The organism is Proteus vulgaris, from assembly GCF_011045815.1.
Lineage (GTDB): Bacteria > Pseudomonadota > Gammaproteobacteria > Enterobacterales > Enterobacteriaceae > Proteus > Proteus vulgaris_B.
In genome coordinates, this window is record NZ_CP047344.1 from 3708460 (window position 1) to 3728304 (window position 19845).

The window sequence follows — 19845 nt, forward strand, 5'->3', positions numbered from 1 at the left end:
AAAAGAGGCTGAAATAAGATAAATAACAATGATAATTATGATGCTCTACAATTATTGCAGATAAAGAATAAATCAGTGACACCATAATAAAATTTTTCATTCAACTACTCGAATAATATTCGACAGTTTATTGATTTTACATAAACTTTTATTAAGCAGTATTACTCATTATGGCAAACTTCTAGCAAGTGCACAGTATTTTTCTAATAAATAAGTTATATATTTATCATTGAATTTATCAGTGAGCGCAAAACGAAATAAAGTGACTTTTTAACGAAATTAGATTATTTCATTTTATTTAATATGTATTAAAAATAAAGAAGGCACATTATTGTGCCTTCTTGTGATTATGAATTTAATATTTTCTTTAATTTAAAATAGCGCCGGCCTAAACGCCAACGTAATCTAAAATCTTTTGCATTCTGCCAGATAAGTGCCCAAATTCCTCTATCAAAAAGCTCTTTAACTATTTGTTTTTTAACTTCAATAGATTGAATAGCGCCGATTGAATGAATAATTCCTAAACCTTCTTTTGCAATTTGCCAATAACATGCATTAATATTTTTAACGATATCCTTATGCTTTTGATTAATAGCATCAAGCATCTCTAATATTTTCATGTAATTATGAATAGTTCGAACATGAATAGTATCATTAGGCGTTGCATGAGAAACAGATTCAGAGTGAATAAAATAGTCGTAATAACGCTCATCAATATATTTAACACGTTTGGCAGTTAATAATGCCTCCGTTGTCCATGGAATATCTTGATGATGTAAGCCTGGCTCAAAATAATAACCATGTGCAAGTAGAAATTCGCGTCGATAAATATTCAACCAAGTTACATGTAAGAATTTTTTAGAGTTTAATGCTATTTTTAACCACTGTGGTCCCGTTAAAACATCCGTTGAATGTAATCGGTTAGATGGGAAAATAGGACGTGAAGGACGTCCATCGGCATAAACATAATTACCATTGCAAGTCGCAATATCTAAATCATCAGCAAGAGCGATTTCGAGCAAACGAGAATACATTCTGGCATCGATAACATCGTCTATATCCGGAAAAGCGACATATTTTCCACGAGCAACATGAAAACCAGTATTACGAGCAACAGAAACGCCTTGGTTTTCTTGTGTCAAAATAGTGACATCAGGGAATTTATCTTTCCATTCATTAAGTATTTTTAGAGAACTATCTTTAGAACCATCATCAACAAGAATAAGCTCCCAACTTTCTAGTTTTTGTGTTTGTAAGTAGCTAAAAAACTGAGATAAGAATTTTTCGCCATTGTAAACAGCAACAACAATACTTAATTGAGGCGCAAAAGAAGACATAACCAACCTTTTTTTTATTCTTAGTAAGAGGAAAATTTAATTGCCATCATTTGACTTAAGGATAACAAACATCATTACCCACATATCAAGCTATTCATGCGATCCTATATTGAGATTTAAGACAAAAAGTGGCTTTTCTACTAATTCGAAGCAAAAATCATTATTAATAAGGAATTAGTATAGTTAACTTTAGAAATACCCGATGAAGAAAAGGTTAAGCAACGTTATTTTTTAAAAGAGATGGCTAAAGGAAAACTTAAGGTTAGAGAGGAAAATAGATGTTATTAGCAATAGAATAACTTAACAATGAGTAATATAAGTTACAAAAATTACTTTTTTGTGATTTAATGAGTGAAATATCACTCATTATTGCTTATGAGGCCGTGAATATGGAAAAAATAACATTACAAGCATTTATCGTTCAAGAATGGAGAGATATCGCTATTATTCATTTCCCCAAGCATGATCACGCATTATATGCAAGTAAGTATGATATTACCTACCCAATCACTGAACTAGAGTATGAAACAAATTATTCAGTGGACTACCTTTATCGGGATGATAACTACGCTGTTTCTATTAACCATCCTGTTGCTCTTTATTTTGATGATAATGGCTCTCCGGGTTGGCTTAAGTTTTTAGATGATATTGTGCCTAGTGGTGCAAGTCGAAGATATTGGATCCAATACCTTGATATTGCAAATCTGACTGTAGAACAACAAAATTATGAATTACTTTATCATGGTACTATTTCACCTATTGGTAATTTACGTGTAAAAGAGTCATTACCAACACCTTCCAGCTTAAACAAGGCTCTTGTTTTTACTATTGATGATGTCAAAAATAGAGCCAGCGATTTTCTAGATTACGCACAACGTAAAGGAGCTGCTGCGGGTGGTGCAACCGGTGCTGGAGGTGAAGCACCGAAGTTGTTATTAAGATGCAGTAAAAATGAAGAAGTGTGGATTGATACTTATCAAGATGATGCATCTAATCTCGATAAATATTATTTAGTTAAATTTCCAAGAGGAAATCGCTCAAGTATAGATTGTGATATTTTAAGAGCAGAATATCATTTTTATCATGAACTGACAGCCATGGGTTTTAATACTATTTCCATTGAAGGTATGCGCCTAGAAGAAGGGAATAATTACCCTTCTTTATGGCTTCCTCGTTTTGATATAAAAATAGAAAATAATGAAGTGATTCGTTTAGCGATGGAATCTGTTTATTCCATGTTGAATAAAGCACCGGGTACAACGCTATATCATGAAACCGCCATCAGAGAATTAATTGATAAAATTAATCAAAGTAATATGGTTACCCAATTTGGTTTTCAATTTGATACAAGCGATTTTATTATTGAGTGGGTAAGACGAGATTTATTAAATATTATTTTTGGTAATAGCGATAATCATGGACGAAATACTTCTTTTATAAGATATAACAACGCAATTTATCTCGCACCTATTTATGATTTCGCACCAATGAAAGCTGATCCAGAGGGAATTGCTAGAACAACAAAATGGAATTCACAAAATGAAATGGGCGGTGAGTATAGTTTTATTAATATTGCAAATTCGTTATCTGATTTAATCCCTCAAGAACAGTTACTCAACGCGCTAAAAGAAACGGCATTACAACTTATTACATTAAAAGAAAGATTAGAAATAAGAGGTGTACCGACACAAATCCTCACAATGCCTTCATTTGGTTTTGATTTTATACCTAATAAGCTCGAACGCTGGGGGTTGTTATCATGAATAATGTGAACCATAAAAGCCCAATCAATACAATTCCTGTCAGAGCATCCAAAAAACGCCAATCTGTAGCAACAGTGGATAGAAAAGAAGTCATCAACCAAACGATGTCTCAATTGTTATTTGAAGAAATAAGCCAAGGAGAGGCATTGAAAATACTAAGAATCAAAGTATTAGGTTTAAATCAAGAACGTTATGCTAAGCTTATTCATATTTCACGTAAAACACTCTCAGAAATAGAAAATGACAAAGGTAATTACTCTGCTGATATAATTAATAAAGTATTTAAACCATTTGGATTAAAAATTGGGCTGATCCCTTATTCTCCTCATGTTTTGCTTTCATTACTAAAAGAGCATATTAATGAGTAATATAAGTTACAAAAGACACTTTTTTTATAATTAATGATACTTATATTACTCATTAACGAAAAACATCCGCAAAGCGGATGTTTTAGTTTTTATCTATATGAATAATCTTTGGATACTTGTTCTACTTTTATTCTTCGATATCTTCTTCATCACAAACTTCAAGCTCCGGAAAGTAATCAACTCGCCAAGACTTGATACCTTGATAAATTTCATCAACGGCATTTTTTACTGCTTCGGTCATTGGGTAATAAAAACCGACTAAATCAGGTTGGATACCTAGAAAAGTGATATCAGGAATATCATCTTTTAATTGATCAATAAGAAAATTCAGCGGCATATTATGGGTGCTCATAATAAACATTTCCGCTATATAATCAGGATCTATCACCCTGATCTCACCCGGATTTAAACCAATATCAGCAGCATCAACAATGACAACACATTGCGGTTGTAGCTCTCTTACTTGGTAAGAAACATTCTCAGGCGCACTTCCTCCATTGATAACAATCCATCCATCAATGGGGTTTGCTTCCATTAACTCGGCAAGCAGAGGGCCTGCACCATCATCTCCCATCATGCTATTGCCTACCGTTAATACCACTTTAGGTGCTGTCATTGCTTCACTCATGGTTTTCTCTTCACTATCAAATAAATCGCCGGTTCTGCGTGGATCTCACCCAGTAATTTAATCAGCGTTTGACTCCACTCACTAAAAATAGGATCGTCACTTTTTGTGATAGGATCAAATGCTAACGCTAATAAGTGAGTATGCTCAGAGTTAATATTGATTTCACCAAATGTCAGTAATCCGTGCATTTTGCGCTTAGCTTCACCTTCAGGTAATAAATCAATCCACTCTTTATATTTTTCTAAAGGGCAGACTAACTCTGTTTTTAAACAGTCAATCATTCCCACATGGTGGCCAATTGCAAGCGAGTAATACATCACCTGTTGTGCTTGTTCAGGAATATCATCATCACTATCTACAAACTTTTGTCTTAATGACCAAAAGTAAACTTTAGCGTCATCAGGCATATATGCCTCCTTGACTTAAAGAGTAAACCAAGCGTTTTACAATCTCTGATAAACGAGGATCGTTAGCTTGTCGTAACCATTCATCAACACGACCACTCACTTCTTGAATTGTGGCACCTTCAAGTAACGTCAAGAAATGATCACTGATTTGTCTTCCTTGGTAATAACCTGCAAGACGACGCGCTTCACGCTCAATCATTACCCGAGCATCAAGAGGAATAGAAGGTAAAATAAGTGAAGCTTTTTCATTCTCAACTTCTATATGTGATTCGCCTTTTAATTTCTGATCAAGCAAACCTAAAGCAACAGCAAAACCATAAATAGTTGCTGCTGGCGTTGGAGGGCATCCTGGGATCCATACATCAATAGGCACGATAGATTCGCTACCACCCCATACGCAATACAGATCGTGGAAAATACCGCCACCACAGCCACAAGCGCCATAAGAGATACAGATTTTTGGATCTGGCGCTGATTCATAGGCACGTAATGCAGGAACACGCATCTGGCGCGTTACGGCGCCAGTGAATAATAAAATATCAGCGTGACGAGGTGAGGCTACCACTTTGATACCAAAACGTTCAGCATCAAAAACGGGTGTAATTGCAGAGAAAATTTCAATCTCACAACCATTACAACCACCACAGTCAACACGATAAACATAAGCTGAACGCTGAATATCTTTCAACAATGTTTGCTTTAGCTTTTGTACCTGATCATCTAAGGTGATTGGTTGGCTAACATGATGATTAATGGGAATTTCTGGTAGACTCATTTTATTGTACTCCCGATCTCGCCCATACTAATATTTTCACGGCCATCAGATAGTAAGTTATGTTTACGCTTACATTCAGGGCAAGTTTCAAATTGTGGTCGCATTGCTTCCACGGTATTTTCATCCCAACCCGATTGCACTAATAATGCCATCGCATATTCAACGGATTTTTTAGGGGTAAATGGCTGATGGCACTCACGGCAATTCAATAACTTAAACGTTCCTTTTATATAAAGGTCTGATTTTTTCGTCACTGCCGTTTCAAACATATCTGATAAAACAATCGCTCTTGTTGGGCAAACTTCTTCACAGCGACCACAGTAAATACAGCGACCAATAAACAGCTGCCAGTGACGCTCACCTGTTTCTAAATTGGTTTCCATCGTTAATGCATTGGCAGGGCAAGCCGCAGTACAAGCACCACAAACAATACACTGCTGTGGATCATATTCAGGCTTTCCTCTAAAACCATCCGGTAAATCCAGTGGTTTAAATGGATATTTTGTTGTTGCTTCGCCTGTTTTGATTATGGTTTTAAACAATTTTAACATCGTTCATTCCCTCACTTGAGCGGCGAATTTTTACGTTCGATGCTATAACGTTCAATTTCTTTATAAGAAACTGTTTTAGATTTACGTTTTTTCACATCGACGAGCGTTACCCTGTCAGTACAGGAATAGCAAGGGTCAAGGCTACCGATAATCAATGGTGCATCAGATACGGTATTTCCTTGCAACATATAACGTAATACAGGCCAGTTAGCATAAGTCGCAGCGCGGCAACGCCAGCGGAAGAGTTTTTGGTTATCACCCAACATACTCCAGTGAACATCTTCGCCGCGTGGTGCTTCTGTAAAACCCAGTGCAAATTTATATGGCTGATAGGTAAAGCCTTCTGTTAATAACGGGCCTTCTGGCAAATTATCTAAGGCATATTCAATCATTGAAAGTGAATCAAGGACTTCTTTAATACGAACCATAACGCGTGAGAATACATCGCCACCTTCATAGCTAAAGAGCGTCAGCGGAAGATTGCCATAATCGGCAAATGGGTGGTCAAAACGCACATCACGTTTAAAACCACTAGCTCTGATCATTGGGCCTACAGGGCTAAAATCACGAGCAACTTTTTTATCTAAAATACCCACACCCACAGTCCGTTGTTCCATGTTAGGTGCAGTGAGAAGAACATCGACAAGTTCAGTAACTTCACGACGCATTTCTCTTATTAATTGAATAGTTTTAAGGCGCTGATCTTTTAAGATATCGCGACGAATACCACCAATAAGATTTAAGCCATAGGTTTTACGTGCACCGGTGAGCATTTCTGCAATCTGCATTGATTTTTCACGAATACGGAAAAATTGCATAAAACCAGTATCAAATCCTGTAAAGTGGCTCGCTAAACCGATGTTGAGTAAGTGGCTATGAAGACGTTCGACTTCCAATAAAATGGTTCTAATAGTATGAGCACGACGTGGCACTTCAATACCTAACGCATTCTCAACCGAGGTTACATAGGCCACGCTGTGAGTGAAACCACAGATACCACACACGCGGTCTGATAAAAATGTCACTTCGTTATAACCCATACGGGTTTCAGCCAGCTTTTCCATACCACGGTGAACATAGAACATGCGGTAATCGGCATCGACAATATTTTCACCGTCTACAAATAAGCGGAAATGTCCAGGCTCATCGGAAGTAATGTGCATAGGGCCGATAGGTACAACACGCGCATCTTGCTTACCTTCATTCACAAAAGGGTAAGTCTCAATTTCGGTCGTTGGTGCTGGACGTTGACGATAATCCATTGCATCTTTACGCAATGGATACATCTCATCAGGCCAGTCATCAGGAAGCACTAAACGACGCTCATCAGGTAAACCAACGGGAATAAGGCCATACATATCACGGATTTCACGTTCACCCCAAACAGCAGCTGGCACTCGCGGTGTTACAGACGGAAATTCTAGCGTAATTGGACTAACATGGGCTTTAACTACAATCCAGCATTTTTCACCCTCTTCCATTGATAATGCGTAGTACACGGCATAATCCCCGTTTAAACTACGTTCGTCATTACCAAATAAGACCGGTAACCAACCACCTAAGCCGTAATACAAATATTCCACCACTTCAGGAAGTGATTCTGTTTTTACTGTTATCGTCAATTGATCAGCGGTTTGTCGCTCTTCATCAAGAACAGCTGATGGGAATTTTTCACGAACTTTGGCAACATAATCTCCACCTAGTTCTTTTCCCTCTTTTCTACTGACATAATTTTGGTAGCTCACGTTACATCTCCTGAACTGATGTGGATTGATTGCTGATTAACGTTGTTGGCCATGCATAATTTGGTGATTCATTTTTATCAATATTCATCACGATATTAGCGGCATTTTCTAACAGCTCGCTGACAGGTTTGGGAATGTGAGTTCCCATTAACAACATAAGAGCAATCAAAATGACCATTGGTAATGTGGTTAAGATCCCCAGTTCACCTTTAACAACAACATCAGGTTTTGGACCAAAGACAGTTTTCGCCACCATACGAACTAATCCACCTAATACTATGGTTAATAACAATAATAGTAGAATAGTTAAACCTATGTGCTGAGAAGCTAAACCTGCCACAACAATCATAAATTCACTGATAAAGACGTTGAAAGGAGGCATTCCCCCTAACGCTAACGCACCACCAGCAAAAAGAGCTGCACTTAATGGCATCACTTTAAACATGCCTTTTACGACATTTAAATCACGTGTGCCATATTTCAATAACACGTTACCAGAGCCACAGAACAACAGTGCTTTCGCTAAACTGTGGTTTAAGGTGTGGAATAAAGCAGCCAAAATTCCAATTGGTCCACCAATCCCTAATGCCACGGCAATTAATCCCATGTTCTCCACACTGGAATACGCTAAAAGACGTTTCATATCGCGCTGAATAAGAATAAAGAAAGCCGCGATAGCCACAGAGAGGAAACCAAAAATCAGCAGTAAATTACGTGTAAATTCAGTGCCAATAGCAGCATCAATAATAATGTAGTAACGAATGATGATTAACAGAGCACAATTCAGTAATACAGCCGATAACAAGGCACTGACTGGGCTTGGTGCTTCACTGTGCGCATCGGGTAACCAAGCATGCATTGGGAATAACCCCGTTTTGGTACCAAAGCCGATTAAAATAAAGACAAAAGCTAAATGCATCAGAGTTGGGTCTAACTGGTCTGTATATTTCAACACTTCAGTCCAGAAAATGGCCTGATCTGGATCAGGCATAAAGCTTGCGGCATTGGCATAAACCAAAATAGTACCGAAAAGACCAAACGCGACACCGACACTACAGATGATGATGTACTTCCACGCTGCTTCTAAAGAAGAACGCTGACCATAAATTCCTACTAAGAATGCAGAGCTTAGGGTTGTTGCTTCAATGGCTGCCCACATTAGGATCAAGTTATTACTGGTGATCGCTAATAACATGGTGAATAAAAACAGATGGAAGAAACCATAGTAATTACACAAAGTGCGTACTGAGATTTCACCCTCATCCACTTCGTGACCCATATAGCCAATAGAATAAAGCCCCGTTAAAAAGCCGATAATGCCTAAGATAGCGAGGAATAATGCGCCTAAGCTATCAACGTGAACCCAATTAGCAGCAGCCAATATTTCGCCATGAGACATGACATCTGCCACAGTTCCTAATGCTGCGACTAACAAAACGGTGATACCAATCGCATGAATGCCTGTCACAACAGAACGAGCACCTGCTTTTAATAACGGACTCAGAAACGCTAGTATTGAAAATACCAACGGCGCAAACATTAAAATTGTTAACATGGTTGTTTGGTTCATCTCCTCACCCCTTCAGCGCGGTCAGTTGATCCACGTTCAGTGTGTTGAGCGTGCGGTAAATCTTACGAGCCAACACTGCCATCACAATCACAGCAAAGATGGCGTCAGTGGCAATACCAATTTCGACCAGTTCTGGTGCTCGCCATGCCAATAATGCCAGTGTTAAGTGAGAGCCGTTTTCCATTAAACAGTAACCAAAAGCTTGTTTTAGGATATTGCGTTGAGTCACGATGCAAAGTAGCCCCAACATAAAGTGTCCCAGAGAAACTGCGAGTGCAGGTTTCAAATCAACAACCATTGGTATTTGAATTGGCTCAACCACAAACCAGCTTAGAATGACGATAACAGCTGCCAGCAACATCAATAGCGCGGGGCTAATAACACTGATATTTGCACTAGGATCAGATAACTTACGAAATGCAAACCCTAAAATAAGTGGAACAAGCAGAACTTTAGTAAAGAAGGCGGTAATCGCCCAAAGTGTCAGTTGGTGTGCATCTAACGTATTCGCCAAGGTGACAAAAATCATCACCAAGACGAAAGATTGCAATGCATAGAACCAACAAGAAGCAATCGGCTTTTTCGCGCCAATTACTAGTAGCGAAGTTATCATCATTAACCCCGCCAAATTATTTACGATAAGTGCTCCAGTCATGATTTATCTCCCTTATCCTAGCCAAGTGACTGCGATAACACTGGATGCAAAGGACATAATAATCAGTATTCCAATGACAATTTGCATCGCCATAGGAACAGGTTGTCCTTCCTCAACTTCTTTACTTGGCTTGCCCGGTACAACACGGCCAAACCAATAGATAAACCAAGTGAAGCTAGCAACAGATTCAATCAGCACCAGCACCATAATTGGTGTCATCACCCAGAAAATACTCGACAATTCAAAACCCGCGGCAAAAATTGGGAATTTACTAAAGAAGCCATTAAGTGGTGGAACACCTGCAATTGCCAACGCGGCGACACAGAAACCCACACCCAATAATGGATATTTATTAATTAGCCCTTTTAAGCGAGGCAACATGCGAGTACCGCAGCTATAGCTCAATGCGCCAGCAACTAAGAAGAACAAACTTTTAGCGAAGGCATGGTTAAAGATATAAGCAATACCGCCTTCAAACGCTTCACGCGGTCCAAAGATAGAGATAGATAATGCGAGGAAGATATAAGAGAGCTGAGTAATAGTTGACCATGCTAACAGGCGTTTCATATCTTTTTGTGGCAAATACATCATAAAGCCATAAATCAACGTGATAACCGCCATGGTAATACCCACCCACCCAATAATATGAGGGACATCACCACCTGCTGACATAATGGCACGAGCAAAGATATAAACACCGACTTTCACCATTGATGCTGCGTGTAAGTAAGCACTTACAGGAGTTGGTGCTTCCATCGCATCAGGTAACCAAGCTTGTAGTGGTAATTGAGCTGATTTACCCCAAGCTGCAAAGAGGATACCGCCAAACACAATCAGTTTGGTTGGCTCATCTAAGGTTGCAATTGCGGTTAATTCAAATGTCCCCGTACTCACAAATAAGGTTGCTGCCGCGAGATAAAGACCGATTGAAGCAACGTGAGTGATCAACAACGCTTTCATTGCGGAGCGGAGTGATTTTTCAGATTGGTAGTAACCGATTAATCCCCAAGAACATCCCCCTGTGATTTCGAAAAACAGGAGTTGACCTAAAATAGTTGATGAAAGGACTAAACCAGCCATTGCTCCAATAAAAATCAGCAAGAAGGCATAATAGCGACGAGTCCCCTCATGTGGATGCTCACGGTTGCCGTTAGTCAGATAGCCAGTAGAGTAAAAACTCACTAACAACCCTAAGAACACAACAGCGAAAGCAATCAAGGTACTGACACGGTCAATGGTAAAACCAAAGAGCGCAACATCACCATATTGTACTAGCGTAATTGTGGTATCGACTTTACCTTCAGCGAGGAACTGCCAACCTAAAACAACTGTTCCTAATGTGGCTAATAAAGCGAAAAGTGTACATAACCACTTCGCCATCCGATTTGGCATTAAGGACGTAATCAACGCCCCCGCAAATGGGATGAGTAAGGTCGCAAGAGCTATATTTTCCATTGTAATCATCGCTCCTTATAGACCGGTTAAATAGAAAACAAGAGCCAGTGCCGCAACACCGAATCCTAACCATGTCACATGGTGAGTTAGCAGGAAGCGACCACGCGCTAAACTGTTTTCAACCAATGACGCTAATACAAACACTACTAACAATTTCACAGCCATTAAAACTAACGCTATAAACAGTGCAATAAAGGTGAATTCTGTTGCTTTGCCGAAAGGAATAAATATGGCTAAGAACAGTTCAGCCACTACAACTTGTTTTAAACCAAGACCCAGCTTCACCATGGCAAAACCAGAGCCTGAATACTCAGTTAATGGTCCTTCTTGTAACTCTTGTTCAGCTTCAGCAACGTCAAATGGCATTTTGCCCATTTCGATAAATGCCGCAAAAGCACAAGCTAATAAGGCTAACAATGTTGCTGTGGGTGATACCCAACCTTGAGCCAGAGTTGCACTGATGGTGCCAACGTTGGTTGAACCCACAATTAAAGCCACCACAATCAGTGATAACACTAAAATTGGCTCAACTAACACACCCAGTGTTAATTCACGGCTAGCACCAATACCCGCAAATGGGCTTCCTGAATCCAGCCCAGATAAAGAGAAGAAGAAACGATAAAGTGCAAACAAATAAATCAGTGCGATAAGATCGGCTGCACCCGCAAACAGTGACGTTGCAGTAAAGACAGGCAGTGCCATAGCAACCACTAACATACTTCCAAGTAACACATACGGCATCACTTGGAAGATCACACCAGATTGCTCGGGCGCTACTGATTGACGTTTAAATAACTTAAAGATATCTCGATAATCTTGCAAAATTCCAGGGCCTCGACGCGAATGCATCTTGGCGCGAATTGTGCGCGAAATACCTGTACATAACGGGGTTATCGCCAGCAAAAAGAGTGCTTGTATTAGTGCGAATATTCCCATCATTAACGTAGGTGCTTCTTGGAAAGTCATAAGTCCCTCTCCTTACGCTGCGATGACTAAAAGTAAGATGACCAGCGCTGCGACAACGTAGAGACAATAAAGTCTGAAATCCCCGCCTTGTAGGCATTGGATACGTTTTGCAAATCGTTGGATCCCACGAACCAGAGGATAAATAATGCGTTCATCCCAGAATGGTTCGACCTTTTCAGCACCGAGCTGTGTTTTATTAAAACCACGAGACAACAATGGAGATGGATCAAGCTGTTTACGCATGCGATAAAGTGGTGCAAACATGCTACGTAGTGCTTGAGTAAAGCCACCTGCTGACACTGCCATGTCTTTTTCCCATACATAACCACACGCCCAAGGATTACCTTTACGACGAAACGCAGGTTGATTGCCTTTCAGGCCAAGATAAATCAGGAATGGGATAAGCGGTAAGGCAATTAATAAAACAAATGTTAATGCTGGAGAGAACATTGCTTGTGATGCGGTATCAGGAACAAGCATTGCGCCTTGAGTCACGGTTAATGCACTGGTTTCGCTAAGTGACATTGCAATGTTTGCAATAATTGGTGCAACAAAAGCCGCCCCAACACCTAACACAACACAGAAAAGTGCTAATAAACCCATTGCAATCGTCATTGGTAAAGGCACTTCTTTCGCTTTTGTTGCTTGCTCGCTACGCGGGCCACCACAGAAGCTAACACCATAGACTTTAACAAAACACATTGCCGCTAATGCACCCGTAATTGCCAGCATAATAATGGCGATAGGACCACTTAAGCGCATCACAAAGTTACCTTCGTAACTCATCGAAAATAGCGATTGGTAGGTATACCATTCACTCACAAACCCGTTTAGTGGCGGTAAAGCTGAAATGGACATACAACCAATTAAGAAGGCTGTTGCGGTATAAGGCATTAATTTTGCCAATCCGCCCATCTTATCCATATCGCGTGTGTGAATTTGGTTAATGATGGCGCCTGCACCTAAGAATAATAATCCTTTAAACACTGCATGGTTTAATAAGTGGTATAACGCCCCTAATAGACCCAGTGCAGCAATTACAGGATGGTCGGTTGCCATACCAACCATGCCAACACCCACACCCATTAAAATGATGCCGATATTTTCAACGGTATGCCATGCGAGTAAGCGTTTTAAATCGTGCTCTGCTAAGGCGTACATAACACCTAATACAGAAGAAACGGCACCAAACCCAAGAACAACAATGCCCCACCACATTTCTGTAGCGCCTAATAAATCGATACCGACTTTGATTATCCCAAAGATACCAATTTTAACCATTACACCTGACATTAATGCCGATGCGTGTGAAGGCGCTGCGGGGTGAGCTTTTGGTAACCAACTGTGTAATGGCAACATACCGGCTTTGGCACCAAAACCAAAGAAACCCAGTAAGAACACCACAGAAGCCATTGCAGGAGAAAGAGAGAGCTGGCGGAATGAATCAAAATCAAGGCTACCACTTTCACGCCACATTAAGAAGAAGGCAATCATGATTAACACGGAGCCTGCGTGAGCGATAAAGAAGTAAAGTAAACCTGCGTGAATAGATTCGTCATCTTGGTCAGCAATAACTAAGAACCAAGAAGCCAGTGACATCATTTCGAATAGGATAATAAAGTAAAACGCATTATCCATCACCACTAAGCCAACCATAGAAGCAATAAACAGATTCATAAAGAATCCCATGCTCCAAGCGCCACGTCCTTTATATTCTTGTACATAAGCAAGAGAATAAAGCGCACACACACTGACCAATAATGAAATGACGAACACCATAAAGGCGCCTAACATATCCATGCGTACCACGAAGGCTGCAAATTCAAATGGGCCTGCCGCGGTAAAAGTGGCGATTTTACCACCCAAAATAACCGGTAATGCACTTAAAACACCTAATACACCGCCGATGATTGCGCTGATCCCTGAAATAAGGATTGCCAATCCTTCCTGTTTCTTTAAAAACAGTGCAATAACGCCACCAACAACATACAGGATGACTGACCACAGCAGTAACTGAAGAGGTTCCATATTACTTCCGCTCCTGTGTCAAAGTAGATAAATCGTCAAGACTCGTAATAGGTTCCATCACAGAATCTAAGCGACGCGTTTTCATCTGCTCTTCAAGTTTGTCTTCTTCAACTAAATGCAATGCATCTGTCGGACACACCTTGACACAAGCAGGGCCTTCATCAGAGAAAGCACATAAATCACATTTCACTGCAATTGCACGAATACCCACATTCCACGCAAGAAATGGGTTGGTGGTTGGAAGACTTGCTGGCACATCGGCCAACATCTCTTCAGGAACAAAATGTTCAAAGACAGCCGGTAAGTTAACGGGTTTGCTACCTGATGGTGTAATTGCCCCAAAGGGACAAACCAGACCACATAACTTACAGCCAATACACAGGCTCTCATTAAGAAAGATCATATTATCTTCATGAGTAATGGCATTGACTGGGCACACGCGAGCACAAGGAGCATCCTCACAGTGCCGACAAAGCATCGGGGCTGTCTGATCCTCCACTTTTACCACTGTAAGACGCGGGTGCGCCTGTAATCCCACAGCTTGATGAACTTCCGAACAAGCTGCCATACAGGTATTACACCCTATGCATCGTTGTGGCTCTGCAATTACAAAGCGATTCATTCGCCACATCCTCCGAGAAAAACGTTTAACAGCATGACTGTCGTCAATTTTTCTTTAGATGAAGCATATTTCGTGCCAAGAAAGAATTTATTTTATTTTCATTCAAAATCAATAAATTAAAAAATAAAAGGAAAATAAAAAATGACGTGTCGACAATTATGACGTTGACAGTAAGTGGTGGGTTCTAAACAACAATTTTGTCGTCACTATGATTAGGTATCAAAATGGCGGAGCACAAAGAAAAATAGCTGAATTATCTTTAGATAACTCAGCTAACTTTAAACACGTAATATTAATGTTTTCTTTTATAACATAAGATTAAGGCATTAAAGGAGATACCAGAGGTGTTCTTTCATCATTAACCACTTTACCAAAACGCTCACTGCCTGCATTCCAATCGGTGATTGCTTGTTGAATTTCTTCTTTGCTACGACCAATAAAATTCCACCACATCAAAATTTTTTCATTTAAAGGTTCGCCACCTAAGAAAAGAATTTGAGCATTGTCACTTAGTTCAATCGTTAATGACTCAGCGTTTTGTATTCCAATATAAGCAAGTTCATTCGCAGCAAAGCGTTCCCCTTCTATTGTCATTTCTCCCGTTAAAACAAAAAGCCCATATTCATATTTAGGATTTAATGATAAAGGAATGCGAGTAGCATGTTTTGACATAATATCCATGCCAACCATGGGTAATAAACATAATACGGGAGAGCTGTGGTTTTGATAATCACCGATGAGTAACGTAAAGTCAGCGCCATCAGCTTGCCATTTAGGCAGATCAGGATAGTGATCAAAGCGCGGTGGCATATTTCTTTTATCGTTTGGTAGTACTATCCATAATTGTGCCAGATGAACTTCTTTTTTATCACCGTGACTATCTTCTGAATGGCTAATACCGTGACCGGCGGTCATTAAATTCACTTGTTGAGGTCGAATAACTTGCTGAAAACCTAAGCTATCACGATGTAAAATTTCGCCTTCTAACATCCAAGTAAAAGTTTGCAAGCCAATATGGGGATGTGGCGAAATAGCTAATTTATCGACAGTATCATTAAAAACGGTGGGGCCTAAATGGTCGAGAAAACACCAAGGTCCAATTAAGCGTTGTTTTTTATCAGGTAAAGCACGATAAGTTTCAATCCCCCCAACATCACGGGTTTTAGAGGTAATACGTAATGGGGCATTTACTGCGTCAGAGTGTTGATGTTCCATTGTTCACCTACTTTTAATTTATTGTTAAGTCATAAAATACTTTATTATTATCTAGTATAGATACTAAACCTTTATCTATTTAATAAGCAAAACATATCACTTACGTAAAAAATAAGCCTGATAATTCAGGCTTATAAAAGTGAATAATAAGAATGACTTAAATTTTATAAATTTTCTTTTCTATTTGTCTCATTGAATTTAAGCCAGATTGTAAATCTTCTGGTGTTGCTTCAGAAAAACCTTCTGTAAAGGTTGCTGATAAATAAGCATCAACCATCATTTTAGCTTTAAAAGGTGTTATTAATAAGCCACCCATTGCCATCATATTACAGTTATTAATTACCTTACAAAAACGAGCTGTCGTGATACTTTCACACACACCACAATAAACATTTTTATGTTTATTCGCACTAATACTCACACCCATTCCTGTACCACAGAAAACAAAGCCAATATATTCAGGATGTTCAGAAACAATCGAACCAACTTTATCGCCCACATCACAATAGCCAATAGGGCCTGATTCTGTGAGATCTTTTATTGTGTAATTTTTTCTGACAAATAAGATTTAATCGTATTTTTAAGCTCAAATCCTGAAGGATCAGCCCCCATAATAATCGTTCTATTTTCCATATAGCCTCCTAAATTAACTCAAGTACTACTGGTAAACATAAACCATTGATAACATTTAAATTTAAAATAAACTCAAAGGCTATTGTTTATATTAAACCTAAATAAAGTGTAGATTAAAATTCTATTATTTGTGTTTAAGTTTGGGAGTTTTACAAAAAAAAAGAAGAAATAAAGAAATGGAAATTAATTCCATAAAGAAGGTGATTAACCTATAAAATAAGTTAATTTTATTACGTCATAAATTGAATTAATAAAAAAATAAAAGAGATATATCAAAGTAAATGTCTATATTGAAAGGGTTTCCCTAGTACAACTAAAATATAAAATAAAGATCAATAATATTACAGGATTAATGTTTTTATCTATACTCTTCAATATCTCTTAAAGGAAAGTCAAAAAACTTAAAGTAAATATTGCTGTGGATTATCTTTACCAAAACAACCTACATACTCATTCTAAGAAAATGGTTATTTTTTACCAATTCCAATATTGAATAGAGTATTCACTTTTGGCATTCTAAATATAATAAAGGGATAAATAAATTAGGAACAAAATAATAACATAAAAAATTAAATAATGCAGTAATACAAATTAATCAATTTTTTAGAAAGAAAATAGCATAGTTTATTCAATTTTTATAAATTAAAAATAAAAAAATACCGCAGATAGTTAACATTATCTGCGGTAATTAATTATTGTACTTAACGTTACACTCAGTAAAATAATCTACACGATTATTTTACGCGTGATACGTATTCGCCTGAACGAGTATCAACTTTGATGATTTCACCAATTTGTACAAACAGTGGTACTTTAACGACTGCACCTGTACTTAATGTTGCTGGTTTACCACCTGTACCTGCGGTGTCACCTTTCAGGCCTGGATCAGTATCAACGATTTCTAATTCAACAAAGTTTGGTGGAATAACAGCGATAGGACGATTATCCCACAGTGTTACGATACACTCAGCTTGGTCGATCAACCATTTAGCATTATCACCAACGGCTTTTTCGTCTGCAGCTAATTGCTCAAAAGTTTCGTTGTTCATGAAATGCCAGAACTCACCGTCGTTGTACAGGTAAGTTAAGTTGATATCCATGACATCAGCACCTTCTGCTGAATCAGTAGATTTAAATGTTTTTTCTAGTAATTTGTTAGAGATCAGTTTACGCAGACGTACACGAGCAAATGCCTGACCTTTACCTGGTTTAACAAATTCACATTCAGTAATGACGGCTGGCTCGCCATCTAACATGATTTTAAGACCTGAACGAAAATCGTTGGTATTATAAGAAGCCATGAATATCCTCTAACTTTTTTAATTTAAAATGGCATAGCCAAAAAATGGCACACATTGTAACTCATAATCACCCCACCAGAGAAGTCTGGTTAACACAACTCGCGCAGGCAATCAGTGATCCTGTTGAATTACTCCAACTTTTAGCATTGGAACATCACGCTGATCTCCAAAAAGGGGCTCAGGCGCGACGGCTTTTTCCGCTACGGGTTCCCCGTGAATTCGTTGCACGCATGAAAAAAGGCGATCCTAACGATCCATTACTTTTACAAGTATTAACTGCAAATGCTGAATTTACCATAACACCGGGATTTTCTACGGACCCGTTAGATGAGCAACAAAATGCGGTGCCAGGTTTATTACATAAATATCAGAATCGTGCATTGCTTCTGGTCAAAGGTGGTTGCGCTGTCAATTGCCGCTACTGTTTTCGTCGTCATTTTCCCTATGAAGATAACAAAGGAAACAAGGCTAATTGGCACAAGGCAATAGAGTATATCAAAAATAACCCAAAACTCGATGAAATCATCTTCTCTGGGGGCGATCCCCTTATGGCAAAAGATGATGAACTTGATTGGTTAATAACACAACTAGAAGCTATCCCTCATCTTAAGCGTTTACGCATCCACTCTCGCTTACCTGTGGTTATTCCTGCTCGCGTCACTGATGCACTATGTCAGCGCTTACAACAATCACGTTTGCAAAATATCATGGTACTGCATATCAATCACGCTAATGAAATTGATGATACATTGAGAGAAGCGTGTTTAAAGTTAAAAAAAGCCAATGTGACTTTATTAAATCAAGGTGTGTTATTGCGGGGGGTTAATGACAGCGCTGAAGTTCTCGCTGAATTAAGTCGCGCCTTATTTGATGCTGGTGTTATGCCTTATTACTTGCATGTTCTAGATAAAGTACAAGGCGCGGCCCACTTTATGGTGCCAGACAGAGAAGCTAGAGAAATTATGAAAGGACTTATGAGTTTAGTATCAGGTTATATGGTACCTAAACTCACGCGTGAAATTGGTGGAGAACCAAGTAAAACGTTGTTAGATCTTGGGTTACGCCAGCAATAATCAATATGACAGAAACAAAAAAGCTGTAGCTCAATTCAAATAGATGAAGTGACTACAGCTTTTTTATCTATTAGCAGACTAATAAATAGTGAATAAATTAAATGCCCTTATTGGCATTTATAAACTTGTCCACTCATTTTGCTATCTAATGGTGCAAAGCTATCAACAAAGCTACCTGCGCCAGTACCAGCGTTAAAAATAACGTTACCACCCATTGCAGCTGCTTTATTACGTAAGTCGTTAGCAGCACCTCGCAGTGATTGGCTTTCAGTACGGGAACCTGATAACCAGTTATTTTGAACACCTGTCACTGTTCCTAATAATTGGCATTCACTGCCTGGTTGCGTATCAGTGATTTGTACCTGTGAGCCAGCAGTGCTTAATGTGTTTGTTGCAGAACAGCCTGCTAATAACAACGCTGCAGCAGCTCCCAATAACAATTTAATTCGCATGATCCCCTCATTTATTTGAGTGTCCGTTTAGTCAAGACAACAATATACCTTGTCATCCCTCTTATGCGCAAAAATAAATCATTATTACTATCTCACATTAGCCAATAGCCTTAAGATATTATTTTCGCTTTAAACTTATTTTAACGTACAAATTCGGCTTTGAGATAGACAAAGCAACAATGCCTCTATTCTACACCGCTTTTATGCTTTTAAAATGATCTGTCCTATTTTCAGCCTACACAGTGCGAGAATGAACACACTATTTGTTCATTTTTTAAAAATCGTCAGACAATCAATAATC

19 protein-coding genes are annotated in these 19845 nt (G+C 38.8%); 3 read left to right on the forward strand and 16 right to left on the reverse strand.

Going from position 1 to position 19845, the window contains the following annotated elements:
- Positions 1 to 347 precede the first annotated feature (347 nt).
- A complete protein-coding gene (locus GTH24_RS17460; protein WP_072069028.1) occupies positions 348 to 1337 on the reverse strand; it encodes a glycosyltransferase in 990 nt (329 codons plus the stop codon).
- Between the two features lie 347 nt (positions 1338 to 1684).
- Here GTH24_RS17460 and GTH24_RS17465 point away from each other — a divergent pair, with 347 nt between their 5' ends.
- Entirely contained in the window at positions 1685 to 3100 is a 1416-nt protein-coding gene (locus tag GTH24_RS17465; protein ID WP_241253989.1) for a type II toxin-antitoxin system HipA family toxin, read from the forward strand.
- Positions 3097 to 3468 carry a helix-turn-helix transcriptional regulator gene (locus GTH24_RS17470; protein WP_072069029.1) on the forward strand — a complete coding sequence of 124 codons (372 nt, stop codon included), beginning with the start codon at positions 3097 to 3099 and terminating at the stop codon, positions 3466 to 3468. Before GTH24_RS17465 ends, GTH24_RS17470 begins: the two co-directional genes overlap by 4 nt.
- A 127-nt stretch (positions 3469 to 3595) precedes the next feature.
- Here the strand turns inward: GTH24_RS17470 and hycI are convergent, their stop codons facing one another.
- The 14 genes from hycI to efp form a co-directional block, all read right to left on the reverse strand.
- A complete protein-coding gene (gene hycI, locus GTH24_RS17475) occupies positions 3596 to 4096 on the reverse strand; it encodes a hydrogenase maturation peptidase HycI (RefSeq protein ID WP_072069030.1) in 501 nt (166 codons plus the stop codon).
- Positions 4093 to 4503 carry a formate hydrogenlyase maturation HycH family protein gene (locus tag GTH24_RS17480; protein WP_072069031.1) on the reverse strand — a complete coding sequence of 137 codons (411 nt, stop codon included), beginning with the start codon at positions 4501 to 4503 and terminating at the stop codon, positions 4093 to 4095. The genes hycI and GTH24_RS17480 overlap by 4 nt, the downstream gene beginning before the upstream one ends.
- The gene (locus GTH24_RS17485; protein WP_072069032.1) at positions 4496 to 5278 is read right to left on the reverse strand and encodes an NADH-quinone oxidoreductase subunit B family protein; all 783 of its coding nucleotides are present in this window, start codon (positions 5276 to 5278) and stop codon (positions 4496 to 4498) included. Before GTH24_RS17485 ends, GTH24_RS17480 begins: the two co-directional genes overlap by 8 nt.
- The gene (gene hyfH / locus GTH24_RS17490; RefSeq protein ID WP_036934329.1) at positions 5275 to 5829 is read right to left on the reverse strand and encodes a hydrogenase 4 subunit H; all 555 of its coding nucleotides are present in this window, start codon (positions 5827 to 5829) and stop codon (positions 5275 to 5277) included. The genes GTH24_RS17485 and hyfH overlap by 4 nt, the downstream gene beginning before the upstream one ends.
- An 11-nt stretch (positions 5830 to 5840) precedes the next feature.
- Positions 5841 to 7574 carry an NADH-quinone oxidoreductase subunit C gene (locus GTH24_RS17495; protein ID WP_072069033.1) on the reverse strand — a complete coding sequence of 578 codons (1734 nt, stop codon included), beginning with the start codon at positions 7572 to 7574 and terminating at the stop codon, positions 5841 to 5843.
- 1 nt (position 7575) lies between these two features.
- Positions 7576 to 9144 carry a hydrogenase 4 subunit F gene (locus tag GTH24_RS17500; protein WP_115350237.1) on the reverse strand — a complete coding sequence of 523 codons (1569 nt, stop codon included), beginning with the start codon at positions 9142 to 9144 and terminating at the stop codon, positions 7576 to 7578.
- Positions 9145 to 9148: 4 nt separating this feature from the next.
- Positions 9149 to 9799 carry a hydrogenase 4 membrane subunit gene (gene hyfE, locus GTH24_RS17505; RefSeq protein WP_036934333.1) on the reverse strand — a complete coding sequence of 217 codons (651 nt, stop codon included), beginning with the start codon at positions 9797 to 9799 and terminating at the stop codon, positions 9149 to 9151.
- A gap of 12 nt (positions 9800 to 9811) precedes the next feature.
- A complete protein-coding gene (locus GTH24_RS17510) occupies positions 9812 to 11263 on the reverse strand; it encodes a hydrogenase 4 subunit D (RefSeq protein WP_277606435.1) in 1452 nt (483 codons plus the stop codon).
- A gap of 6 nt (positions 11264 to 11269) precedes the next feature.
- Positions 11270 to 12220: a respiratory chain complex I subunit 1 family protein gene (locus GTH24_RS17515; protein ID WP_072069036.1), complete on the reverse strand. Its 951-nt coding sequence runs from the start codon at positions 12218 to 12220 to the stop codon at positions 11270 to 11272.
- Positions 12221 to 12232: 12 nt separating this feature from the next.
- Positions 12233 to 14248 carry a hydrogenase 4 subunit B gene (hyfB, locus tag GTH24_RS17520; RefSeq protein WP_164526761.1) on the reverse strand — a complete coding sequence of 672 codons (2016 nt, stop codon included), beginning with the start codon at positions 14246 to 14248 and terminating at the stop codon, positions 12233 to 12235.
- Between the two features lies 1 nt (position 14249).
- Positions 14250 to 14870, reverse strand: a complete 621-nt coding sequence (locus GTH24_RS17525; protein WP_072069038.1) for a 4Fe-4S dicluster domain-containing protein — start codon at positions 14868 to 14870, stop codon at positions 14250 to 14252.
- 318 nt (positions 14871 to 15188) lie between these two features.
- Positions 15189 to 16085 (reverse strand): pirin family protein, encoded by an 897-nt coding sequence (locus tag GTH24_RS17530; RefSeq protein ID WP_072069040.1) that lies wholly within the window; start codon positions 16083 to 16085, stop codon positions 15189 to 15191.
- A 157-nt stretch (positions 16086 to 16242) separates the two neighbouring features.
- Positions 16243 to 16584, reverse strand: a complete 342-nt coding sequence (locus GTH24_RS17535) for an RpiB/LacA/LacB family sugar-phosphate isomerase (protein ID WP_241253990.1) — start codon at positions 16582 to 16584, stop codon at positions 16243 to 16245.
- Between the two features lie 868 nt (positions 16585 to 17452).
- Entirely contained in the window at positions 17453 to 18019 is a 567-nt protein-coding gene (gene efp / locus GTH24_RS17540; protein WP_072069045.1) for an elongation factor P, read from the reverse strand.
- A 44-nt stretch (positions 18020 to 18063) separates the two neighbouring features.
- On the opposite strand from efp, the gene epmB reads away from it, so the two are divergent.
- Positions 18064 to 19092, forward strand: a complete 1029-nt coding sequence (gene epmB, locus GTH24_RS17545) for an EF-P beta-lysylation protein EpmB (RefSeq protein ID WP_164526762.1) — start codon at positions 18064 to 18066, stop codon at positions 19090 to 19092.
- A gap of 107 nt (positions 19093 to 19199) precedes the next feature.
- Here the strand turns inward: epmB and GTH24_RS17550 are convergent, their stop codons facing one another.
- Complete coding sequence (locus tag GTH24_RS17550) at positions 19200 to 19544, reverse strand: DUF4156 domain-containing protein (protein WP_072069049.1); 345 nt, start codon at positions 19542 to 19544, stop codon at positions 19200 to 19202.
- Positions 19545 to 19845: the final 301 nt, after the last annotated feature.